Source organism: Pseudomonas sp. MAG733B, assembly GCF_036884845.1.
Lineage (GTDB): Bacteria > Pseudomonadota > Gammaproteobacteria > Pseudomonadales > Pseudomonadaceae > Aquipseudomonas.
Genome location: NZ_CP145732.1, coordinates 5,720,133 through 5,743,150 on the forward strand (window position 1 = coordinate 5,720,133; position 23,018 = coordinate 5,743,150).

Annotated in this window: 15 protein-coding genes, 6 tRNA genes, 3 rRNA genes and 1 pseudogene; 6 read left to right on the forward strand and 19 right to left on the reverse strand. The window is 55.2% G+C overall.

Annotated features, from left to right (window positions below):
* Positions 1–72 precede the first annotated feature (72 nt).
* Positions 73–900 carry a protein-glutamate O-methyltransferase CheR gene (gene cheR / locus V6Z53_RS26145; protein WP_338582508.1) on the reverse strand — a complete coding sequence of 276 codons (828 nt, stop codon included), beginning with the start codon at positions 898–900 and terminating at the stop codon, positions 73–75.
* Positions 901–946: 46 nt separating this feature from the next.
* On the reverse strand, positions 947–1,879 hold the full coding sequence (locus tag V6Z53_RS26150) for a chemotaxis protein CheV (RefSeq protein ID WP_338582509.1): 933 nt from the start codon (positions 1,877–1,879) through the stop codon (positions 947–949).
* An 83-nt stretch (positions 1,880–1,962) separates the two neighbouring features.
* On the opposite strand from V6Z53_RS26150, the gene flgA reads away from it, so the two are divergent.
* The 4 genes from flgA to V6Z53_RS26170 all read left to right on the forward strand — a co-directional run bounded on the left by flgA (position 1,963) and on the right by V6Z53_RS26170 (position 4,566).
* Positions 1,963–2,724: a flagellar basal body P-ring formation chaperone FlgA gene (flgA, locus tag V6Z53_RS26155; protein ID WP_338582510.1), complete on the forward strand. Its 762-nt coding sequence runs from the start codon at positions 1,963–1,965 to the stop codon at positions 2,722–2,724.
* Between the two features lie 159 nt (positions 2,725–2,883).
* The gene (flgM, locus tag V6Z53_RS26160; RefSeq protein ID WP_056853155.1) at positions 2,884–3,210 is read left to right on the forward strand and encodes a flagellar biosynthesis anti-sigma factor FlgM; all 327 of its coding nucleotides are present in this window, start codon (positions 2,884–2,886) and stop codon (positions 3,208–3,210) included.
* 49 nt (positions 3,211–3,259) lie between these two features.
* Complete coding sequence (locus tag V6Z53_RS26165) at positions 3,260–3,727, forward strand: flagellar protein FlgN (protein ID WP_338582511.1); 468 nt, start codon at positions 3,260–3,262, stop codon at positions 3,725–3,727.
* Between the two features lie 92 nt (positions 3,728–3,819).
* A complete protein-coding gene (locus V6Z53_RS26170; protein WP_338582512.1) occupies positions 3,820–4,566 on the forward strand; it encodes a flagellar regulator YcgR PilZN domain-containing protein in 747 nt (248 codons plus the stop codon).
* Positions 4,567–4,632: 66 nt separating this feature from the next.
* Here V6Z53_RS26170 and V6Z53_RS26175 read toward each other — a convergent pair whose 3' ends face one another.
* The 10 genes from V6Z53_RS26175 to V6Z53_RS26220 all read right to left on the reverse strand — a co-directional run bounded on the left by V6Z53_RS26175 (position 4,633) and on the right by V6Z53_RS26220 (position 16,145).
* Positions 4,633–5,997, reverse strand: coding sequence for an MFS transporter (locus V6Z53_RS26175; protein ID WP_338582513.1), 1,365 nt, complete (start codon positions 5,995–5,997; stop codon positions 4,633–4,635).
* Between the two features lie 69 nt (positions 5,998–6,066).
* Positions 6,067–7,308, reverse strand: a complete 1,242-nt coding sequence (locus V6Z53_RS26180; protein ID WP_338586570.1) for a glutamine synthetase family protein — start codon at positions 7,306–7,308, stop codon at positions 6,067–6,069.
* Between the two features lie 211 nt (positions 7,309–7,519).
* Positions 7,520–8,212, reverse strand: a complete 693-nt coding sequence (locus tag V6Z53_RS26185; protein WP_338582514.1) for a HAMP domain-containing sensor histidine kinase — start codon at positions 8,210–8,212, stop codon at positions 7,520–7,522.
* Entirely contained in the window at positions 8,209–9,813 is a 1,605-nt protein-coding gene (locus V6Z53_RS26190) for a response regulator (RefSeq protein WP_338582515.1), read from the reverse strand. The genes V6Z53_RS26185 and V6Z53_RS26190 overlap by 4 nt, the downstream gene beginning before the upstream one ends.
* A gap of 332 nt (positions 9,814–10,145) precedes the next feature.
* Positions 10,146–10,261, reverse strand: a 5S ribosomal RNA gene (rrf, locus tag V6Z53_RS26195).
* Positions 10,262–10,416: 155 nt separating this feature from the next.
* Positions 10,417–13,308: ribosomal RNA gene (locus tag V6Z53_RS26200) — 23S ribosomal RNA — on the reverse strand.
* Positions 13,309–13,553: 245 nt separating this feature from the next.
* Positions 13,554–13,629, reverse strand: a tRNA-Ala gene (locus V6Z53_RS26205).
* Between the two features lie 30 nt (positions 13,630–13,659).
* Positions 13,660–13,736, reverse strand: a tRNA-Ile gene (locus V6Z53_RS26210).
* Positions 13,737–13,895: 159 nt separating this feature from the next.
* Positions 13,896–15,432: ribosomal RNA gene (locus V6Z53_RS26215) — 16S ribosomal RNA — on the reverse strand.
* The 16S, 23S and 5S rRNA genes sit together here with 2 tRNA genes alongside, the layout of an rRNA operon.
* Positions 15,433–16,068: 636 nt before the next feature.
* Positions 16,069–16,145 (reverse strand) — tRNA-Arg (locus V6Z53_RS26220).
* A 565-nt stretch (positions 16,146–16,710) separates the two neighbouring features.
* On the opposite strand from V6Z53_RS26220, the gene V6Z53_RS26225 reads away from it, so the two are divergent.
* Positions 16,711–17,037: an Arc family DNA-binding protein gene (locus V6Z53_RS26225; protein WP_003178899.1), complete on the forward strand. Its 327-nt coding sequence runs from the start codon at positions 16,711–16,713 to the stop codon at positions 17,035–17,037.
* Between the two features lie 104 nt (positions 17,038–17,141).
* Here the strand turns inward: V6Z53_RS26225 and mgtE are convergent, their stop codons facing one another.
* Positions 17,142–18,584 (reverse strand): magnesium transporter, encoded by a 1,443-nt coding sequence (gene mgtE / locus V6Z53_RS26230; protein ID WP_338582516.1) that lies wholly within the window; start codon positions 18,582–18,584, stop codon positions 17,142–17,144.
* A 320-nt stretch (positions 18,585–18,904) separates the two neighbouring features.
* Here mgtE and V6Z53_RS26235 point away from each other — a divergent pair, with 320 nt between their 5' ends.
* Positions 18,905–19,423 carry a cell envelope protein SmpA gene (locus V6Z53_RS26235; RefSeq protein ID WP_338582517.1) on the forward strand — a complete coding sequence of 173 codons (519 nt, stop codon included), beginning with the start codon at positions 18,905–18,907 and terminating at the stop codon, positions 19,421–19,423.
* Positions 19,424–19,436: 13 nt separating this feature from the next.
* Here V6Z53_RS26235 and V6Z53_RS26240 read toward each other — a convergent pair.
* From V6Z53_RS26240 to V6Z53_RS26265, 6 genes and pseudogenes are all read right to left on the reverse strand, one after another.
* Positions 19,437–20,768 (reverse strand): annotated as a pseudogene (locus V6Z53_RS26240) (IS4 family transposase).
* 108 nt (positions 20,769–20,876) lie between these two features.
* Positions 20,877–20,953: transfer RNA gene (locus tag V6Z53_RS26245), tRNA-Arg, on the reverse strand.
* A 72-nt stretch (positions 20,954–21,025) separates the two neighbouring features.
* Positions 21,026–21,102, reverse strand: a tRNA-Arg gene (locus tag V6Z53_RS26250).
* 107 nt (positions 21,103–21,209) lie between these two features.
* A tRNA-Ser gene (locus V6Z53_RS26255) sits at positions 21,210–21,300 on the reverse strand.
* A 62-nt stretch (positions 21,301–21,362) separates the two neighbouring features.
* Positions 21,363–21,551 (reverse strand): carbon storage regulator CsrA, encoded by a 189-nt coding sequence (csrA, locus tag V6Z53_RS26260; RefSeq protein ID WP_002554426.1) that lies wholly within the window; start codon positions 21,549–21,551, stop codon positions 21,363–21,365.
* A 187-nt stretch (positions 21,552–21,738) separates the two neighbouring features.
* Positions 21,739–22,980: an aspartate kinase gene (locus V6Z53_RS26265; protein ID WP_007971040.1), complete on the reverse strand. Its 1,242-nt coding sequence runs from the start codon at positions 22,978–22,980 to the stop codon at positions 21,739–21,741.
* Positions 22,981–23,018 lie beyond the last annotated feature (38 nt).

Sequence of the window (23,018 nt, forward strand, 5' to 3'; positions counted from 1 at the left end):
TTCTCGAGAGACACAGGCATAAAAAAAACGGGAGCCCCTGAGGACTCCCGTCTTTTGACAACACCAACAAAATCACTTCGCCTGGTAAATGATCCCCGGGCTGCACTGGACCATCTGGTAATGATCCGGCAATCCGTTCAGTGCTTCGGACGCACCGAGGAACAGATAACCGCCCGGCTTCAACGTGCTGTGAATGCGCAACAGGATGTCCTTCTTCACTTCCGCAGAGAAGTAGATCAGCACGTTGCGGCAGAACACGATGTCGAACTTGCCGAGGCTCGCATAACTGTCCAGCAGGTTAAAGGAGCGGAACTCCACACGACTCTTGATCGGCGCCTTGATGGCCCAGCGTCCCGGCCCTTTCGGGTCGAAATAGCGCTGCAACCGCTCGGGCGACAAGCCGCGACCGATGGCCAGGCTGTCGTACTCGCCGGTCTTGCAGTTGGTGAGCATGGTGCCGGACAGATCGGTGGCCACAATCTGCACGCCCATTTTCAACTGGCCAATGTTGGTCCGCTCGAACTCGTCAATGGACATCGACAGCGAGTACGGTTCCTGACCCGACGAACACGCCGCCGACCAGATCCGCAGACGCTGACCGGGACTGGCTTTGATCGCTTCAGGCAGTACCTTGTTCTTCAAGACCTCAAACGGATAGGTGTCACGAAACCATAGCGTCTCGTTGGTCGTCATCGCATCCACCACCATCTCGCGCAATCCGCTGCGCGGCTGGGTCTGGATGCGCTGGACCAGCTCACCGAGGGACTTGATGCCTTGCTGTTCCATCAGCTTGTTGAGACGGCTTGAGACCAGATACTGCTTGTTTTCACCGAGCAAAATGCCACAGGCTTTTTCCAGGAACACCCGGAACTGTTCGAAATCCAAATTACCCGTAGACAATGCTGCCGCCTCTTAAATCGTGTTGACTGCCAGGGGCCGAACGCCCCTAGCTGATGTCTGCTGCTTTGATCCGGTTGACTACCCGGGATGCCAGGTCATCAGGGCGGAATTTGGCCAGGAAGTCATCGGCACCGACTTTCTTGACCATCGCCTGATTGAACACACCCGACAACGAAGTATGCAGGATGATATGAAGCTTTTGCATGCGCGGGTCGTTGCGGATCTCGGCCGTCAGTGTGTACCCGTCCATCTCCGGCATCTCGATGTCGGAGATCATCATCAGGAACTCTTCTTCCGGCTTCTTGCCCTCATCGACCAGCTTGCGCAGGTAGTCAAGCGCCTGCTTGCCATCGTTCAACGCCACCACTTCGACACCGACCGTCTGCAGGCAACGCGTCACCTGCTTGCGCGCCACCGACGAGTCATCGACCGTCAGCACGCGCAACGACAGCGCCTTGTGCTGGGTTTCGACATCCACCACGCCGACCGAAATCGCTTCCGGTGTCGGCGCCACTTCCGCCAGTACCTTCTCGACGTCGATGATCTCGACCAACTGATTGTCGACCCGCGTCACCGCCGTCAGGTAGTGATCGCGACCGGTGCCCTTGGGTGGCGGATGAATCTCCTCCCAGTTCATGTTGACGATGCGTTCCACCGAGCGCACCAGGAAACCCTGGGTCTTGGTGTTGTACTCCGTGATGATCACGAAAGGATTGTTCTTGTCCTTCAAAGCACCGGAGCCGGTCGCCATTGCCAGATCAAGGATCGGAATGGTCGCCCCCCGAATATTCGCCACGCCGCACACGACAGGACTGGACTTGGGCATCAGCGTCAGTTGGGGGCATTGCAGCACCTCCCGAACCTTGAACACGTTGATCCCATACAGCTGCTGACCGTCGAGACGGAACAACAACAGCTCAAGGCGATTCTGCCCCACCAGTTGCGTGCGCTGGTTCACCGAATCCATTACACCAGCCATGCCCAGACTCCTACACCAACGCTAAGTGTTGTTGCGACGCACATTCATCTCTAAACGGCACGGCGCTTGCTTTTTATCTTTCTATGAACACAGAACCGACATTTTTCCGACACCTGACCACACCCTGCCGCAAATGGCTTGGTGCGTTGGCGGCTGTTTGCCTGTTCAACGCTGGCAGCCCTGCCCTTGCTGACGCAGTTACCTTGCCTGACATGCTTATCGGCGTCACTCAGGGCTTTCTTGAATTCACCGTAGAGGACTATCTGGCTACCAGTCAAACGGAAGGTCGCTACGAAATCCAGGTCAACCAGCTCGATCCCCGCTTGCGCATGCCGATGTGCGACAAGGAATTGACAGCCACGCTGGAGAGTCCGGCCAAGCCGCTGGGCCGGGTCACGGTCAAGGTTCGCTGCGAAGGAACATCGCCCTGGACCGTCTTCGTACCCGCTCAAGTCCGCCTGTTTCGCGACGTCGTGACCACCACCCGACCGCTGCGGCGCACCGGCATTGTCGAGCCTGGAGATGTCATGTTGCGCGAGCGCGATATCAGCGTGATCACACAGGGTTACCTGACGTCCCTGGACCAGGCGATCGGGCAAAGACTTACCCGACCAATGGTCGCCGATCAGGTGATTACCCTGGTGCACCTCGAACAAGCGGAAGTCATCCGCAAGGGCGACCAGGTAGTCATTACCGCCCGCAGTGGTACGCTCAGCGTGAAAATGCCCGGCGAAGCGCTGGCCAACGGCGGCATGAGCGAACAGATCCGGGTGAAAAACCTCAATTCCCAACGGGTCATCAAGGCGCAAGTTACCGCGCCCGGCCAGGTGGAAGTGTCGATGTAAGAGTTCTCTGGAGAGTGGCGCCGAACGAAGGTGTTCCCTAAACTGTGCCCCATGCAGGGCAAGCGTTGGCGCGCGCAAGCTCATTGATAAATGAGCCTAAAGTTTTTCCGGGTATGGCCGAAAACATGGCAAGCGTCCAAATTCCCAGAGGTTTTTATCATGGTCATCGATTTCAGCCGTTTGAACAGCTCCTCGTCACTTACGGGCAGTACACGTACCAGCGTTGCCAAGGAAACCGCCGATGCCGGCAAATCCGCGCCGCTGAATACCCCGGCCGAACAGGCCAGCACCGTCACTAGCGGGGAATCGGTACATCTCAGCAATGAGGCTCAACAGTTGCAAAAGGTCACTGATACGCTGCGCGATCAGCCTGCCGTCGACAAAGCCCGCGTGGCCGAGTTGAAAGCAGCGATTGCCGATGGCAGCTATAAAGTCGACAGCAACCGCGTAGCCAGCAAACTGCTCAACTTCGAAGCCCAGCGCTAGGGCCACGGCCCGCGCCAGGCTTTTGGACGCTTAAAACCCAAGGCCAGCCATGCACGACACTAATCTACTGCAACTGATCACCGATGATTTTGCTCCAGCGCAACAACTGCTGGAGTTACTGCGTACTGAGTCGCTCGCCTTGCATGGTCGCGACATGTACCTGCTCGAAGATATTCTGGCGCAGAAGCAGGCATTGATCATTTTGCTCGAACAGCATGGCCGCAAGCGCAGCGAAATCCTCGCCAGCCTCAATCTGCCCACCAACCGCAGCGGTCTGGAGCAACTGGCCAGCCAGTCCAGCGTTGGCGAAGCGTTGCTGGCGCAAAGCGATGTGTTGACCGACCTCCTGACCCAATGCCAGGCCGCCAATGCCAACAACGGTCAGTCGATCGTGGTACAGCAGGTCGCCACGGCCACCCAGCTGAAAATTCTTACCGGCGGCGAGCCTCCAGCGCTCTATGATGCCAGCGGAACATTTTCCAAGCTTGTGAAACCGCGCCCACTCAGTCAGGCTTGAGCCCGCCGATGAGCCCGCTCTATCAAGACGCGAAACATGCTGGCAAAATGCTGGCCAGCCGTAGTCAAAATTTGCCTGGAGATTGATTAACCGTGTCCAATGCCTTAAATGCGGATGATTCTCCGCAGCCACCCAAGGTGCTCAGCACGCCCCTGGAAATCTCCGGCAACCTTCGCCAGCTGCAAGAAAGCCATGACCCGCTGATCATCACGTTCCACGAACGCAGCCAGCGCTTCCAGAGCTATCTGGTGGACGTAGACCGTGACAGCAACACGATCGCCCTCGACGAAATGATTCCCCGTGACGGCGAACGCTACCTGCTGGCCGGCGAACCGTTCAAGGTCGAAGGTTTCCATGAGGGCGTGCGTATCGCCTGGGAAAGCAATGGCCCGCTGACCATCGACGAATCCGGCGGTGGTCGTTGCTACCGTGGCACGCTGCCTGACGAAGTGGTTTACCACCAGCGTCGCAATGCGTTCCGTGCCGCGTTGAAACTGGCACAGCTGGTCAACGTCAACCTGGATGGCGAGAAGCTCAAGGCACCGATCAGCGGCAAGCTGCTGGATATTTCCGCCACCGGCTGCAAGTTGCGCTTCGAGGGCGACATCACCGGCAGCCTGCAACTGGGCCAGGTCTATGACCGCTTCTCGGCCGCCCTGCCCTTCGGCAAGATGACGGCTCCAGTCGAACTGCGCTACCTGCACTTCGAAGAAAGAATCTCCACCACCTTCGCCGGTGTACGCTTCCACAACATGAGCGGGCTGGTGCAACGGCAGGTCGAACGGTTCGTCTATCAGCTGCAACGCGAAGCGCGTCGTTTCGACAAAGACGATCTCTGATAGCAACGCATCAATAAAAAACGGGCAGTCCCTTGCGGTGACTGCCCGTTTTTTTATGCCTGAGTGTTAAGGCCTGGCTTCGGTAAAGCTTTGTTCCCTGCCCGAATCCGGATCCTCTGGCGGCGTGTCGGTTGGCGGCTCCGGTTCCGGCGCTGGCTCGGGGGGAATCGGATTCTGCATCTGATCCTGCACCACCTGCTCATCCACTCGCGGATCAAGTGCCGCCACCAATGGCGAACTCGACATGCTGTCCGGCATGGCAACGTGATGCAGCGGTGCATCGTCCACCTGATGCAGGTTGGTCACGGCTTTCGGACGAATTCGCCACACCAGCACCAACGCAAAGAAACTGAAGAACGCATAGAGCATCTGACTGCCGAACAGCTTCATCAGCACGCCAGCCACCAACGGCCCGATGCTCGCGCCAACGCCGTAGGTCACCAGCAGCATCGCCGTCAGCGAAACCCGGCGATCGCCCTCGACGTGGTCGTTGGAAAACGCGACCGCCAACGGGTACAGGCAGAATTGCACCAATGAGCAGAGGAACCCGGCGACGAACAACACCTCAAGCGGCACCTGCTTCATGATCGCCAGCGGCATGGCGGCCAATGCCAGGCTGAACGCGAAACAGCGGATCAGCAGCGCCCGGTCATAGCGATCGGACAACCAGCCCAACGGCCACTGCACCAACAGCCCGGCAAAAATGCAGCTACCCATGAACAGACCGACCTGTTCCGTGGACAAGCCCTGCTGAGAGGCATACAGCGGCGCCAGACCGTAGAACGAACCAACAATCAGCCCGGCCCCCAGCACCGTACTCAACGATTGCGGCACTCGCTTGATAAAGAAGCGCGGCTCCATCGGTGCCGGATGCAACGGCGCCGGGTGAATGCGTCGCGTCAGGGCCACCGGCACCAGGCACAGAGTGAAGCACAGCGCGACCAGCATCAGCAGCTCAAGGCCCAGGCTCGGATGCATGACCAGAATCAGTTGCCCCAATACCAAGCCAAGGTAGGAAGCGATCATGTAGCCGCTGAACACCAGTCCGCGCTGCTTGGCATCCGCCTGCTCGTTGAGCCAGCTTTCGATGACCATGTACTGGCACATCATGCCGAGGCCGACGATCACCCGCAGGAACAGCCACGCAGGCAGCCAATCGACTAAACCATGCCCCAGCACCGCCGCACCGACGATCCCGGCACAAGCGGAATACGCTCGAATATGCCCGACCCGGGCAATCAGCCGATGGCCGATCTTGCCGCCCAGCACCAAGCCGAAATAGTTGGCGGCCATCAACGCACCGACCCACAGGCTATCGACGTGATCGGCAGCCAGGCGCAATGCCAGGTAAGTACTCAACAGGCCTGAGCCGATCAACATCATCAGCGAGGCGAAATAAAGCGCTCGAAAGGATTTCCAGATTTGGCGCATCGGCGTTCCGAGCGGCTCCTTGCAGTAAGAAACGGGCTATGCAAACGATAGCCCGATGTCGACATTTCGTCAGGCCTGGGCTGCTAGAACACGCCGTTCCCAGGGAGTAATTTCATCATAGAAACTGGTCAACTCCAGGGTCTTCGAAGCGATGTAGCCTTCGATGAACTCTTGGCCAAACAGTTCCTTCGCCAATTGGCTACGTTTCAGACGCTCAAGAGCGGCATGCAAGGTACACGGCAATGAAAGATTGTCCGGCACTTCAAACTCACCCTGTATCGCCTCACTCGGCTCCAGTTTGTGCTCTATGCCATACAACCCGGCAGCCAGGCTAGCGGCAATTGCCAGATAAGGGTTTGCATCGGCCCCCGGCAAACGATTCTCGACCCGACGAGCGACCGGCGAACTGGCCGGAATGCGCAAACCTGCGGCCCGGTTATCATGGGACCAGCAGGCATTATTCGGTGACGCAAAGGGATGGCATAAGCGCTGATACGAGTTCACGTTCGGCGCAAACAGCGCGGTGAAGTCCGCCATCGCGACCTGCTGCCCGGCGATGAAATGCCGAAAGGTCGCCGTCTCCTGCCCGGCATCGTCACTGAACACGTTACGCCCGCTGTCGATTTCGACGATGCTCTGGTGGATGTGCATCGAACTGCCCGGCGTGTGTGCCAACGGTTTGGCCATGCACACCACCGTCAGGCCATGCTTGAGCGCGACTTCCTTGAGCAAATGTTTGAACAGGAAGGTCTGGTCGGCCAGCAGCAGCGGGTCACCGTGCAGCAGATTGATCTCGAATTGGCTGACCCCCATTTCGTGCATGAAGGTATCGCGAGGCAAACCCAGCGCGGCCATGCATTCATAGACTTCACTGAAGAACGGCCGCAAGCCGTTATTGGAGCTGACGCTGAACGCTGATAGCCCATCCTCGCGACGACCATCCAGGCCTATTGGCGGCTGGAAGTTCTGAGTCGGATCAGGATTGGGCGCGAAGACAAAAAACTCCAGTTCGGTCGCCACCACCGGCGCCAGGCCAAGCGCCGCGTAGCGCTCGATGACCGCCTTGAGTTGGCCGCGAGTCGACAGGTTGGAGCTCTCACCGGTGAGCTCATCGGCATCGCAAATGGCGAACGCTCGCGGTTGCTTGCTCCAGGGCAAACGGTGGATCTGCGCGGGATCCGGCACCAGTGCGAGGTCGCTGTCGTCACTCCCATAAAAACGCGCTGGCGGATATCCGCCCATGATGCATTGCAGCAGCACACCCCGCGCCATCTGCAAACGCCGCCCCTCGAGGAAACCCTCGGCGGTCATCACTTTGCCCCGTGGCACGCCATTCAAATCCGGCGTGACACATTCAATCTCATCAATGCCCGTCAATCGCTGCGCGAGTGAACTCAGGCCATCGGTCGTCATAACGCAATCCTTGTTATTGTCCGAGCCGCGAACGGCGACCCGTACAAAATAGGCTCCGCGTGTTCGGAATATCAAGCAGCGTCAAATAAAAAGCTTTACGAAAAAAAGATCAGGGCAGATAGAGACTGAAGACGCCGCCACCCAATGGGCCGCCGTTGCTGATCTCCGTGCGTCCGCCGACGCCATTGCGCTGATGCAATGCCGCAATTCGTCCGGCAAAGTACAGCCCCAGCCCGGTGCTGCCGCTGCTGTGATTGATGCCTTGAACGTAGTCCGCCTGACGCTCGATCATCTCCGCGGGATAGCCTTCGCCATCGTCGTTGACGGTCAGCACCAGTTGCCCGGCTTCGTCACTGACACTGATCAACACCGCATGACGGGCATAACGAATCGCATTGTTGATGCTGTTGGCCAACACCGAAGCGATCAGCTCTCGATCGAAGAAACCCAGAGGGCTCAAAGGGTCGACCTCAAACGTTGCAGCGATACCGCGACTGGCAAACACATCCTGATGACAGGCCAGTTGCGCTTCGAGGAAGTCATCGAGCTCGTGATACGCCGGTTGCAGCGGCATCTGATTGACGCCTAGCTTGTACAGGCCCAGCAACTGCACGAGCATGCCGTTGAGGTGAGCGAACTCGAACTCGATCACACCCTGCTCCGGGGTATGTCGTGCCGGGTCTGGCAGGTTCGCCAACCATTGGCTGTGGGCCTGCATCAGCATGGCCAGCGAGTTCTTCATATCGTGCACGGTGGAAGCGATCACCGTGGAGAAGTCCAGGGTTTGCTGGTTATCGTTCATTCGCCAAACGCCTTGCTTTTGAGCTTCTGATAACGCGGATAACGAGCGTCGGAGTCAGGCATCAAACCGACCATTTTCAGGCAAGTCCGACATTCTTCAAGTTCCGCCGAAGCGACACTGGTATCAGTGCCGTGCAGCAGTGCCTGGGCCATGTTCAACGCGATACTGATGTTCTTCGGTTGTAGCGCCAGGGCTTTGCGGAACACCTGCCGGGCCTCCACCAGATTGCCGGTCTTGTACACGCGCACGCCCTGACGATTGAGCTCAGCAGCATCGTTGCCCGAATTGAGAATGCTCGGGTCGTCGGTCAGTTTGGCAATGCCCTTCATGACCGTCGGATCATCACCGTAGATTTCCGCGCAGTTCTTCAACATCGAGGCACCTGCGTCGGCTTGCCCGAGCATCTGCAATTGCTTGGCTACCAACAGCGCCGCTTCGGCACTCATGAACTGCTCCATGCCATCGAGGCGCATCATCGCTTGCTCGGTAAGCTTTTCGGCGGTCTCGGCATCGTTGAGCAACAGACTGGTGGCCTTCATCAGCCGCGCACGGATTTGCAGACCGGGGTCGGATGGATTCTCCTTCGCCACGGCACTCAGCGTTGTATTGATTTCCAGTCGGGTCCGGGTATCCAGGCCTTTTTCACTGCCTTTGCTGATCAAGGCATGGGCCAGTCCAAGGTTACTTTCAGCATCCTTGAAACGTGACTGCGCACCTTGAGCAACAGCTTGGCGGTAGGCTTTGGAGGCGGTGTCGAAATCTTCGTTAGCCATCGCCAACTTGCCGAGCTGGGCCTGACGACGCACCGCCAGTGGCGACAGGCGAATCGCTTCTTCCAATACTTTCTGGGCGTTCTTGTTGTCCCCTTCGGCGACCAATACATCCGCCATGCCGTCATAAAGCGACGGCATCATCGGAAACACTTTCAGCGCTTTCTCATAGATGCCTTTAGCCTGCGCAACCTGACCGCGCTTGAACAACAACTTGCCGAGCCCGGCGAAAGCCCAAGGCAAAGGTCGATCAGCAATGATGCTGTCGTAGAGACGCTCCAGTGCCTCGTTCTGATTCAAATCACGCAGTGCATCGGCGCGGTAGCGCAGGCACAGCGGCGAGTAACGGATATCTTGCTTGCACAGGGCAATGCAGGCGTTGAGCACTTCAACCGGTTTTCCCCGGTCGAGGGCCTGCAGGATCGGCTTGAGCAAAGTCTTGCGCTGCTCCAGACGCTCAAGGCGCTGGGCCAGACCGGACCGGTTGAAAGGCTTGGTCAGATACGCGTCGGGTTCGTGCTCCAAGGCACTGAGCACCATGGCCTGACTGGTCTCGGCAGTGACCATGACAAACACACTTTCATGACTGATCAGCTTCTCGATCATCAGGTCTTCGAGTACCTGCTGACCGTTCTTCTTGCCATCGCCGAGGTGGAAATCCTGCAGGATGAAATCGTAGGATTTCTGCGAACACATCTTCAGTGCCTGTTCGCCTGTGTCGGCAGTATCCACATCCTTGACGCCCAGTTCCCGCAACATCGACCTGACCGAACTGCGGAAGTCCGAAAAATCATCGACGATCAGAAAACTCTTTTGGTGATACGACAGCATCGAAGATTTCCAGGCAATTTAAGAGGAAGAACCGAATGGCATGAACGTCAGCTTCATCACCCCTTTACGGCGCGCAGATGATAGCTACTAGCCATAGGCTATCAAGCGATTTCTCTTGAACTGCGATAACGAATGGAGGCTGCGAGAAGGGAAGATCGCTGTGACCCTATGGTTATCGGCCAGTGGTAGCGTTCTCTTGAAGCAACAGGCCTTTGCTCAGCTAAAAAAACCTGAATGGTGATGGGGTAAAAACAGGACCTTCCGCCATACCACTTTTCTTTCGCCCAAAACAAAACCCCAACTGCTTTCGCAATTGGGGTTTCGGAATTTAATCTTGACGATGACCTACTCTCACATGGGGAAACCCCACACTACCATCGGCGATGCATCGTTTCACTGCTGAGTTCGGGATGGGATCAGGTGGTTCCAACGCTCTATGGTCGTCAAGAAATTCGGGTACCGAATCGTGGCCAGTTGGCCGCGCTTCAGCAAATTGGGTATGCGATAGTTTTCGGTGTTTTGTCAGCGTCGAACTTTCGGTTCTTTCGTCTTCACACACCGCAATCTGGCCTCTCTCGAGTTCACAAATTGCTTGGGTGTTATATGGTCAAGCCTCACGGGCAATTAGTATTGGTTAGCTCAACGCCTCACAGCGCTTACACACCCAACCTATCAACGTCGTAGTCTTCGACGGCCCTTCAGGGGACTCAAGGTCCCAGTGAGATCTCATCTTGAGGCTAGTTTCCCGCTTAGATGCTTTCAGCGGTTATCTATTCCGAACATAGCTACCCGGCAATGCCACTGGCGTGACAACCGGAACACCAGAGGTTCGTCCACTCCGGTCCTCTCGTACTAGGAGCAGCCCCTCTCAAATCTCAAACGTCCACGGCAGATAGGGACCGAACTGTCTCACGACGTTCTAAACCCAGCTCGCGTACCACTTTAAATGGCGAACAGCCATACCCTTGGGACCGGCTTCAGCCCCAGGATGTGATGAGCCGACATCGAGGTGCCAAACACCGCCGTCGATATGAACTCTTGGGCGGTATCAGCCTGTTATCCCCGGAGTACCTTTTATCCGTTGAGCGATGGCCCTTCCATACAGAACCACCGGATCACTAAGACCTACTTTCGTACCTGCTCGACGTGTCTGTCTCGCAGTCAAGCGCGCTTTTGCCTTTATACTCTACGACCGATTTCCGACCGGTCTGAGCGCACCTTCGTACTCCTCCGTTACTCTTTAGGAGGAGACCGCCCCAGTCAAACTACCCACCATACACTGTCCTCGATCCGGATAACGGACCTGAGTTAGAACCTCAAAGTTGCCAGGGTGGTATTTCAAGGTTGGCTCCACGCGAACTGGCGTCCACGCTTCAAAGCCTCCCACCTATCCTACACAAGCAAATTCAAAGTCCAGTGCAAAGCTATAGTAAAGGTTCACGGGGTCTTTCCGTCTAGCCGCGGATACACTGCATCTTCACAGCGATTTCAATTTCACTGAGTCTCGGGTGGAGACAGCGCCGCCATCGTTACGCCATTCGTGCAGGTCGGAACTTACCCGACAAGGAATTTCGCTACCTTAGGACCGTTATAGTTACGGCCGCCGTTTACCGGGGCTTCGATCAAGAGCTTCGCGTTAGCTAACCCCATCAATTAACCTTCCGGCACCGGGCAGGCGTCACACCCTATACGTCCACTTTCGTGTTTGCAGAGTGCTGTGTTTTTAATAAACAGTCGCAGCGGCCTGGTATCTTCGACCGGCGTGGGCTTACGGAGCAAGTCCTTCACCCTCACCGGCGCACCTTCTCCCGAAGTTACGGTGCCATTTTGCCTAGTTCCTTCACCCGAGTTCTCTCAAGCGCCTTGGTATTCTCTACCCAACCACCTGTGTCGGTTTGGGGTACGGTTCCTGGTTACCTGAAGCTTAGAAGCTTTTCTTGGAAGCATGGCATCAACCACTTCGTCACCCAAAGGGTAACTCGTCATCAGCTCTCGGCCTTAGAATCCCGGATTTACCTAAGATTCCAGCCTACCACCTTAAACTTGGACAACCAACGCCAAGCTGGCCTAGCCTTCTCCGTCCCTCCATCGCAATAACCAGAAGTACAGGAATATTAACCTGTTTTCCATCGACTACGCTTTTCAGCCTCGCCTTAGGGACCGACTAACCCTGCGTCGATTAACGTTGCGCAGGAAACCTTGGTCTTTCGGCGTGGGTGTTTTTCACACCCATTGTCGTTACTCATGTCAGCATTCGCACTTCTGATACCTCCAGCAAGCTTCTCAACTCACCTTCACAGGCTTACAGAACGCTCCTCTACCGCATCACCTAAGTGATACCCGTAGCTTCGGTGTATGGTTTGAGCCCCGTTACATCTTCCGCGCAGGCCGACTCGACTAGTGAGCTATTACGCTTTCTTTAAAGGGTGGCTGCTTCTAAGCCAACCTCCTAGCTGTCTAAGCCTTCCCACATCGTTTCCCACTTAACCATAACTTTGGGACCTTAGCTGACGGTCTGGGTTGTTTCCCTTTTCACGACGGACGTTAGCACCCGCCGTGTGTCTCCCATGCTCGGCACTTGTAGGTATTCGGAGTTTGCATCGGTTTGGTAAGTCGGGATGACCCCCTAGCCGAAACAGTGCTCTACCCCCTACAGTGATACATGAGGCGCTACCTAAATAGCTTTCGAGGAGAACCAGCTATCTCCGAGCTTGATTAGCCTTTCACTCCGATCCACAGGTCATCCGCTAACTTTTCAACGGTAGTCGGTTCGGTCCTCCAGTTAGTGTTACCCAACCTTCAACCTGCCCATGGATAGATCGCCCGGTTTCGGGTCTATTCCCAGCGACTAGACGCCCTATTAAGACTCGCTTTCGCTACGCCTCCCCTATTCGGTTAAGCTCGCCACTGAAAATAAGTCGCTGACCCATTATACAAAAGGTACGCAGTCACCTAACAAAGTAGGCTCCCACTGCTTGTACGCATACGGTTTCAGGATCTATTTCACTCCCCTCTCCGGGGTTCTTTTCGCCTTTCCCTCACGGTACTAGTTCACTATCGGTCAGTCAGTAGTATTTAGCCTTGGAGGATGGTCCCCCCATATTCAGACAAAGTTTCTCGTGCTCCGTCCTACTCGATTTCATGACCAAGAGATTTTCGCGTACAGGGCTATCACCCACTATGGCCGCACTTTCCAGAGCGTTCCGCTAATCTCAAAGCCACTTAAGGGCTAGTCCCCGTTCGCTCGCCACTACTAAGGGAATCTCGGTTGATTTCTTTTCCTCAGGGTACTTAGATGTTTCAGTTCCCCTGGTTCGCCTCTTGCACCTATGTATTCAGTACAAGATAACCATCTTATGATGGCTGGGTTCCCCCATTCAGACATCTCCGGATCAAAGTCTGTTTGCCGACTCCCCGAAGCTTTTCGCAGGCTACCACGTCTTTCATCGCCTCTGACTGCCAAGGCATCCACCGTATGCGCTTCTTCACTTGACCATATAACCCCAAGCAATCTGGTTATACTGTGAAGACGACATTCGCCGAAAATTCGAATTTCTCAACTAAGAGAACTCACAAATTTTACCTTAGCCTGATCCGTTACCAGTGAAAGTAACGTCCAGTCTATCTTTCTATCACATACCCAAATTTTTAAAGAACGAACTAGTCAAAGACTAGAAATCAACATTCATCATCGACACCGATGGAATGCTCATTTCTAAGCTTTACTTCAGAAGCAGTAGTGGTGGAGCCAAACGGGATCGAACCGTTGACCTCCTGCGTGCAAGGCAGGCGCTCTCCCAGCTGAGCTATGGCCCCGTATTTCTACAGGCGTTTCCCACACAAAATTGGTGGGTCTGGGCAGATTCGAACTGCCGACCTCACCCTTATCAGGGGTGCGCTCTAACCAACTGAGCTACAGACCCAATTTCGAGCTGCTAAGGCCGACCTCACCCTGCTCTTAACCACAGAGCATCGGGTGCGCTCTAACCAACCAAGCTACAACCCTAATGGCTGCTTCTTTCGTCTTCTTCAATGAATCAAGCAATTCGTGTGGGAGCTCATGAAGCAGCTGAGTCGTCGATTAAGGAGGTGATCCAGCCGCAGGTTCCCCTACGGCTACCTTGTTACGACTTCACCCCAGTCATGAATCACACCGTGGTAACCGTCCTCCCGAAGGTTAGACTAGCTACTTCTGGTGCAACCCACTCCCATGGTGTGACGGGCGGTGTGTACAAGGCCCGGGAACGTATTCACCGCGACATTCTGATTCGCGATTACTAGCGATTCCGACTTCACGCAGTCGAGTTGCAGACTGCGATCCGGACTACGATCGGTTTTGTGGGATTAGCTCCACCTCGCGGCTTGGCAACCCTCTGTACCGACCATTGTAGCACGTGTGTAGCCCAGGCCGTAAGGGCCATGATGACTTGACGTCATCCCCACCTTCCTCCGGTTTGTCACCGGCAGTCTCCTTAGAGTGCCCACCATGACGTGCTGGTAACTAAGGACAAGGGTTGCGCTCGTTACGGGACTTAACCCAACATCTCACGACACGAGCTGACGACAGCCATGCAGCACCTGTCTCAATGTTCCCGAAGGCACCAATCCATCTCTGGAAAGTTCATTGGATGTCAAGGCCTGGTAAGGTTCTTCGCGTTGCTTCGAATTAAACCACATGCTCCACCGCTTGTGCGGGCCCCCGTCAATTCATTTGAGTTTTAACCTTGCGGCCGTACTCCCCAGGCGGTCAACTTAATGCGTTAGCTGCGCCACTAAGAGCTCAAGGCTCCCAACGGCTAGTTGACATCGTTTACGGCGTGGACTACCAGGGTATCTAATCCTGTTTGCTCCCCACGCTTTCGCACCTCAGTGTCAGTATCAGTCCAGGTGGTCGCCTTCGCCACTGGTGTTCCTTCCTATATCTACGCATTTCACCGCTACACAGGAAATTCCACCACCCTCTACCATACTCTAGCTCGTCAGTTTTGAATGCAGTTCCCAGGTTGAGCCCGGGGCTTTCACATCCAACTTAACGAACCACCTACGCGCGCTTTACGCCCAGTAATTCCGATTAACGCTTGCACCCTCTGTATTACCGCGGCTGCTGGCACAGAGTTAGCCGGTGCTTATTCTGTCGGTAACGTCAAAACACTAACGTATTAGGTTAATGCCCTTCCTCCCAACTTAAAGTGCTTTACAATCCGAAGACCTTCTTCACACACGCGGCATGGCTGGATCAGGCTTTCGCCCATTGTCCAATATTCCCCACTGCTGCCTCCCGTAGGAGTCTGGACCGTGTCTCAGTTCCAGTGTGACTGATCATCCTCTCAGACCAGTTACGGATCGTCGCCTTGGTGAGCCATTACCTCACCAACTAGCTAATCCGACCTAGGCTCATCTGATAGCGCAAGGCCCGAAGGTCCCCTGCTTTCTCCCGTAGGACGTATGCGGTATTAGCGTCCCTTTCGAGACGTTGTCCCCCACTACCAGGCAGATTCCTAGGCATTACTCACCCGTCCGCCGCTGAATTCAGGAGCAAGCTCCTGTCATCCGCTCGACTTGCATGTGTTAGGCCTGCCGCCAGCGTTCAATCTGAGCCATGATCAAACTCTTCAGTTCAAACATCTTTGGGTTTTGAGAAAACCCTAAACTTGGCTCAGCAATCGTTGGTTACATCTTTGATTTCTCGCGGAGTAACTTGTGATGCTGATAATCTGTTGACTAGCAGTCTGACTCCACAAGCACCCACACGAATTGCTTGATTCAGTTGTTAAAGAGCGGTTGGTTAAGATCTTTCGTCTCAACCGAGGCGCGCATTCTACAGCAGCCTCATTTGCTGTCAAGTGATTATTTTCAGAAGCTTTCGAGGAATTCCTCAACAACTTCAACCACTTGCGCTTCAGATCTCTCATCAGCGGGAGGCGAATTCTACAGCGTTACACGCTGCTGTCAACACCTCTTTTTCAACTTCCTTTTGGCTTCGATGACCCGAAGCAACTTGCTGCCGAAAACCGCATAACTCATTGTTTACCAAGGAGTTTTCCGTTTCGACTGCGCCGGAAGTGGGGCGAATTATAGACACCTGAGATCTGCCGTCAAGCACTGATTTGGTTTTTCTATCAAAAACGCGCAAAAAGCAGGGAACAACCTATTTTCCTCTATATATAGAGGAAGGCCTGCGGAAATCAGGAGGTGCGTCTAGAGCGGCCACTTCTAATGGCCGGAAGAAACGAAGAGTGAGTAGCGAGGAAATAGTGGTGTCCCAGGGCAGGTTCGAACTGCCAACCTTCCCCTTAGGAGGGGGATGCTCTATCCAATTGAGCTACTGAGACACAAATTGCCCGCGAGAATACGCAAAGCGATAGACGGCGTGCATGTTAACGGGCACGCCTGCCTTTGTCATGTCATCCGTGGGCTTTTTAAGTGTAGGCAAGATGCCTTCTGAACCGGTAAAGATTCTCCGATCGATTGCCCCCACCTGATCAGCAGCGCTCCACCCGATGGAAGCATCTGCCATCCATCCTAAATACCCCTCAAGACAAACCTTCTTCTAGTAAATCGGCCATTTGCCACTATCCTGTAAAGGTAAGGAACAGTAATCGAATTCGTATGGTCTGACCTTCAGAGATTTGATAGCGGCTGCTGGCAGAGGATGCAGCCAGCGATATAGACCCGGCAGCTTTCCAAACCAGTCCGCATTTCTGATAATTGGTGCTGGCAGAAAGCCTTTATTCAGTTCAATATTTGTCACAGAATTGACGCCAATGATCTGGCTACTTTGAGGCATGATTCGCACCTCTATCAATTCAGGTTGAACATTTGGCCAGACGGCTTGTCCTACCAGACATCCTGCGGCTAATCCCGAAAACCGCTCCCCTGAACTAACCGGTTAAATATATGCGCCCATTGAAACAGGCAATCTATTCCAGCCGCACGGCTGACAAGTTCGTCGTACGTCTGCCAGACGGAATGCGTGAACGCATTGCCGAGGTGGCTCGCAATCATCATCGCAGCATGAACTCCGAAATCATTGCGCGCCTTGAGCAGAGTCTTATTCAGGAAGGCGCACTGGGAGAAGAGTTGAGCATGCGCCTGGACAGCCCTGAGCTGTCATTGCACGAACGTGAATTGCTGCAACGCTTCCGCCAACTTTCCCACCGTCAGCAAAACGCCCTTGTTTCGCTGATTGCCCACGATGCTGAAATGGCCGCCGACGCCTCCTGATTCACACTGAAAGCTCAAAGCCAGCCTGATCGCTGGCTTTTTTTTTGCCTGGAATCCGAGCACAAAAAACCCGCCAAATGGCGGGTTTTTTATTGAACAGGACGTCAGAGCAGGAAGATTGTCGCCAATCCCAGGAAGATGAAAAAGCCGCCGCTGTCGGTCATGGCAGTAATCATCACACTGGCCCCCATTGCCGGATCGCGCCCCATCTTCGCCAGGGTCATCGGGATCAAAACCCCCATCAACGCCGCCAACAGCAAGTTGAGCGTCATCGCGGCGGTCATCACCACGCCCAATGACCAGCTGCCATACAGCAAATAGGCAACAACCCCGATCACGCCGCCCCATATCACGCCGTTGATCAACGCGACCAACAACTCCTTGCGCATCAGGCGCGAAGTATTGCCAGTACTCACTTGGTCCAGCGCCATGGCCCGAACAATCATGGTGATGGTCTGGTTACCGGAGTTGCCGCCAATACCCGCCACGATCGGCATCAATGCCGCCAGCGCCACCAGCTTCTCAATGGAGCCCTCGAACAACCCGATCACCCGAGACGCTACGAATGCAGTGATCAAGTTCACTGCCAGCCAGGCCCAACGGTTACGCAGAGACTTCCAGACCGACGCAAAAATGTCTTCTTCTTCGCGCAGACCCGCCATGTTGAGAACTTCGCTTTCGCTCTCTTCACGAATCAGGTCGACCATTTCATCGATGGTCAGTCGACCGATCAGCTTGCCGTTCTTGTCGACTACCGGCGCCGAAATCAAGTCGTAACGTTCAAACGCCTGCGCAGCATCATAAGCGTCTTCATCCGGATGGAAACTCACCGGATCGCTGGCCATAACCTCGGAGACTTGCTTCTCGGGATCATTGACCAGCAAACGCTTGATTGGCAGCACACCCTTGAGGACGCCATCGTAATCGACCACAAACAACTTGTCGGTATGACCAGGCAGCTCCTTGAGACGACGCAGATAACGCAGAACCACTTCGAGACTGACATCCTCACGGATAGTCACCATCTCGAAGTCCATCAGCGCACCGACCTGCTCCTCATCATAGGAAAGGGCGGACCGAACACGCTCGCGCTGCTGGTTGTCCAGGGTCTCCATCAGCTCATGGACGACGTCTCGCGGCAGCTCGGAAGCCAGGTCAGCAAGTTCGTCGGCATCCATGTCCTTGGCCGCAGCCAGGAGCTCGTGATCGTCCATGTCGGCGATCAGGGTTTCACGGACCGAGTCGGATACTTCGAGAAGAATGTCGCCGTCGCGATCAGCCTTGACCAATTGCCAGAGCGTCAGACGATCGTCCAGCGGCAAGGCTTCAAGGATGTAGGCGACGTCGGCGGAGTGCAGATCATCGAGCTTGCGCTGCAACTCGACGAGGTTCTGCCGGTGAACCAGGTTCTCGACCCGGTCATGATGCGGGCCTTCCTGGCGGTGGGTCAGGTCTTCAACCACTCGCTGACGCTGCAACAGCTCAACAACTTGAGCCAAGCGGTCCTGCAAGCTTTCCTGCGTTTTCTTTACTTCAACTTCAGACATAGGCGAACTCCACTCCCAGCAGCGGGGCACGCCGGAAGGATCAATCAGTCAATTCATGATTGGAAAAACGGGGTATTGAGTAACTACTGGGTAAGTCCATGGAGGTATTCCACAAGCCCCGGCGGGGCTGACGGGCGCAATGATACACCGCCTGACGGTTTTAAATGTTAAAAAATCACGGCTGAAACAAGCGCTTGCAAGACAAACTTGAGCGCAGTCCTGATCCTTCAATCTCCGACGACTCATCCTGAAAAGAAAACACACCACAGCAAAAAAATGCGACAGCTAAGCTTCAGGAGAACCGTCATGGAGGACGCTCGATGCCATCGAACATGAAGCATTTTTTTCTTATCGCCCTGCTCTCCCCGCCTTGGGCACTTGCCACGACCATTCACCGATGCGAAGCGCCCAACGGACGCGTCACCTTCACCACACTGAGCTGCACGAGCGGCGACAGCCGTTCATCACACGAAATCAAAACCTTTACTCCGGGCAGCACAGTGACCGCTCTCATGCCTGAAGCGGAAACTCGCGGACCATCAAGTGCAAAAATCAAAAGAAGAGATCCAACCGTCGTCGGAAAGATCGAGGATAAATGCGGAAACCTGATCAGCGCCGGGGAGAGGCGCGAAGCTATCATCAATCAGCGGATTGTCGCGGGCATGAGCCAGCAAGATGTCGAAAGCGCTCTTGGCAAGCCGGACAGGATCAGCATTCGAAACTCGAGCACAAGTTACCGCTACGACACCAAGCGAGGTCGCAGTGCGCACATTGAGTTTGATGAGAAAGGATGCACAAAAGGAAAAGCCAAATCCCAGACGGCAAAAAGCCCGCATTAAATGCTAATGCTGTTCACTTAAGCGGAGCAGCCTTACGGTCCACTGGAAACCGGGTCTTTGAGATCTTCACCGTCCTTGGCCTCGAAGGCCTGGGGCGGTGATCCAGAAATAATCCTCCAATACCTGCCCTTAGCTCTGCCAATCGCCTCCCTGTCGCTGAAACCGGGTTAGCCGCTGCCATGACGATCAGTTGGACGGCGATGTATTGGCAGGCCGGTTTGAAACGGATGTCCGATGGCGCTCGACCAAACGCCACCGCCGCCTGACTGGCTTCCCGACGAATTACGTTGTATGCCAGCAAAAGTCCCCATACCTCCTGATAGACCAGATCGACTTTTTTGCTGCGCAAGGTCACTGCGTTCTGTTGCATTGAGCTCTTGATGTCCCTGAAGCCCAATTCGATCTCCCAGCGTTCCTGATAAAGCTTGGCAACGGCCTTGGTGTTGTAGGTGCTGGCCGGTAAAGACGTCATGACGGTCTTTAGCTTGCCTTGAATTTCGTAGCTGACTTCGCGGGCTTCCCAATGAGTTGGAAGGCTGGGGTTTCGTTTCCTGGCCTGTGGCGAGACTTTCATGCGCAACAGGCGATCACGCTCGTTGTAACGGGCCACTTCCTCACAGACCGTTCCTTTTTTGGCCGGGATCAACCAATGACGGTTGGTGCCGGCGTTGCTCAGGCTCGACAGCAGTTCAGCCCCCCAGAACCCCTTGTCGAATAACGTCACCGAGTGGTCGGGGATCTGCTGCAAAAACTCGTCGGCCAAGCGCATTTCACTGCGTCGGTAAGGGCCCAATTGAGCATCCAGGATCAAGTGCGAACGCACATTCATCAGCGCCACCAGCCGCATCATGGGAAATGGTGTCTGGCGGTCGGTCGCGGTATTTCCCGACCCAAAGTGATGCAGAAGCTCGGGCGTATCCGGGGTACGCAAGAGGGCACCGTCCACGGCGAACACCTGCAGGTCATTCTAGGCATCATCGGCATAGCGCTCCACGCCCCATTGGGTGCCTGCCTTGCGGAACAACCACTCAACGGGATCAGCGCCAAGCCGCTTGCGAGCTTCGGTTACACCGCTACGGGCCAACAGGTGGTCGGAGGCCAGGCCTTGAGCGCAAATGTTCAAGCGTCTAGCCACCTCGTGAACCGGCTCGTCACGAAACAGCGCCATGCCGAGTACCAACCAAAGCACTTGATCAGCGGGCAGGCGACGCCTGCGAATGGTGGCCTGACTGGAAAGATCCAGCGCAGACGCTACCCATTCAATGGGAATATTTTGGGTAAAGGTGCTCAGGTCGCAGAAGTTGAAAAGGTCGCCGAGGTCGAGCAGGTCCTGTTGAACAGACATAAAAAATCCGATGCCAGAGGTCTGGCATCGGATTTTCGGATAAGCCCGGCTTTGACTCAAATGCTTAAGTGAACAGCATTACGCATTAAATGCGGGCTTTCTGTTGTATGGTGCACTCGACAGGATTCGAACCTGTGACCGCTCGGTTCGTAGCCGAGTACTCTATCCAGCTGAGCTACGAGTGCAATTTGTGTTTTTAGACCAGATCACAACTGGTTGAAGCCAAGTCATTCGCATTGCTGCAGATGACTCTTAAATGGTGCACTCGACAGGATTCGAACCTGTGACCGCTCGGTTCGTAGCCGAGTACTCTATCCAGCTGAGCTACGAGTGCATTTGTTGCCGCGCATTATAGGCCGTCTAATCTCTATGTCAAACACTTTTTCTAGTAATTTCAACAACTTACCGAAGAAGCCAGATTACAACGTACTACGCAAATAATGGCGGAGAACGGGGGATTCGAACCCCCGACACCCTTTTGAGGTGTACTCCCTTAGCAGGGGAGCGCCTTCGGCCACTCGGCCAGCTCTCCGCAACACGGGGCGTATATTAACCAGCTTCTTCCCCGTTTGCAAACATAAAAAACGATAAAAATTAATGGCTTGGTTCTTCGTCCTTCTCTTTCTTGATGCGCAGGTAGATTTCCTCACGGTGGACGGCCACCTCTTTCGGGGCGTTGACCCCGATACGCACTTGATTTCCTTTGACGCCGAGCACGGTCACGGTGATTTCGCCATCACCAATAATCAGGCTTTCTGCGCACCGACGAGTCAGAATCAACATACCTTTCTCCTCACGCCTTACATTTCAGGGACAACAGTCTGCAAAAAAAAGGCACTCGACCTACAACCAAAAGCGGTCATGGCCTACATGCCTGAGTATTGACTAGCGCGAGCAAAAGAACAGCCTCGGGGTCACGCCATTCAAAAAAACAAAAGGCGCGGTCAGACCGCGCCTTCTGGCAAACGCATCACTCGCCCTGGCGGGCCGGTGCGTCCAGTTCGAAAGCCGTGTGCAGGGCACGCACAGCCAGTTCCAGGTACTTCTCTTCGATCACTACGGAGACTTTGATTTCCGAAGTCGAGATCATCTGGATGTTGATGCTTTCCTTGGCCAGGGATTCGAACATGCGGCTGGCCACGCCTGCGTGAGAGCGCATGCCAACGCCGACGATCGATACCTTGGCGATCTTGGTGTCGCCCACGACTTCACGGGCACCCAGCTCGCCAGCGGTTTTTTCCAGTACGGCTTGTGCCGCCTGGTAGTCGTTGCGGTGCACAGTGAAGGTGAAGTCGGTGGTGTTATCGTGCGCGACGTTCTGCACGATCATGTCGACTTCGATGTTCGCGGCACTGATCGGGCCGAGAATCTTGAAGGCAACGCCCGGAATGTCTGGCACGCCACGGATGGTCAGCTTGGCTTCATCGCGGTTGAAAGCGATACCGGAAATGATCGGCTGTTCCATGGTTTCCTCTTCATCAATAGTAATGAGGGTGCCCGGACCCTCCTTGAAGCTGTGCAGTACGCGCAGCGGAACGTTGTACTTGCCGGCGAATTCCACCGCACGGATCTGCAACACCTTGGAACCGAGGCTGGCCATTTCCAGCATCTCTTCGAAGGTGATCTTGTCCAGGCGCTGAGCCACGGACACCACACGCGGGTCGGTGGTGTAGACACCGTCAACATCGGTGTAGATCTGGCACTCGTCAGCCTTCAAGGCTGCCGCCAGAGCCACGCCGGTGGTGTCGGAACCGCCACGACCGAGGGTGGTGATGTTGCCGTGCTCGTCGACGCCCTGGAAACCGGCGACAACCACCACGCGACCTGCTTTCAGATCACCGCGAATCTTCTGGTCATCAATCTGCAAGATACGCGCTTTATTGTGCGCGCTATCCGTCAGAATCCGTACCTGGTTGCCGGTGTAGGACACCGCTGGAACACCGCGCTTGATCAGCGCCATGGCCAACAGTGCAATCGTCACCTGCTCACCGGTGGAAACGATCACATCCAGTTCACGAGGAACCGGTTGACCATCGCCACTGATTTGCTTGGCCAGATCGATCAGACGGTTGGTTTCGCCGCTCATTGCAGACAGCACAACCACCAGGTCATCGCCGGCATCGCGGAATTTCTTAACCTTGTCGGCAACTTGCTCGATTCTCTCGACGGTGCCGACCGAGGTGCCTCCAAATTTCTGTACGATCAAAGCCATTTCAAAGCCGCCTCTGCCCATGAAGGGCGCCCAAATAA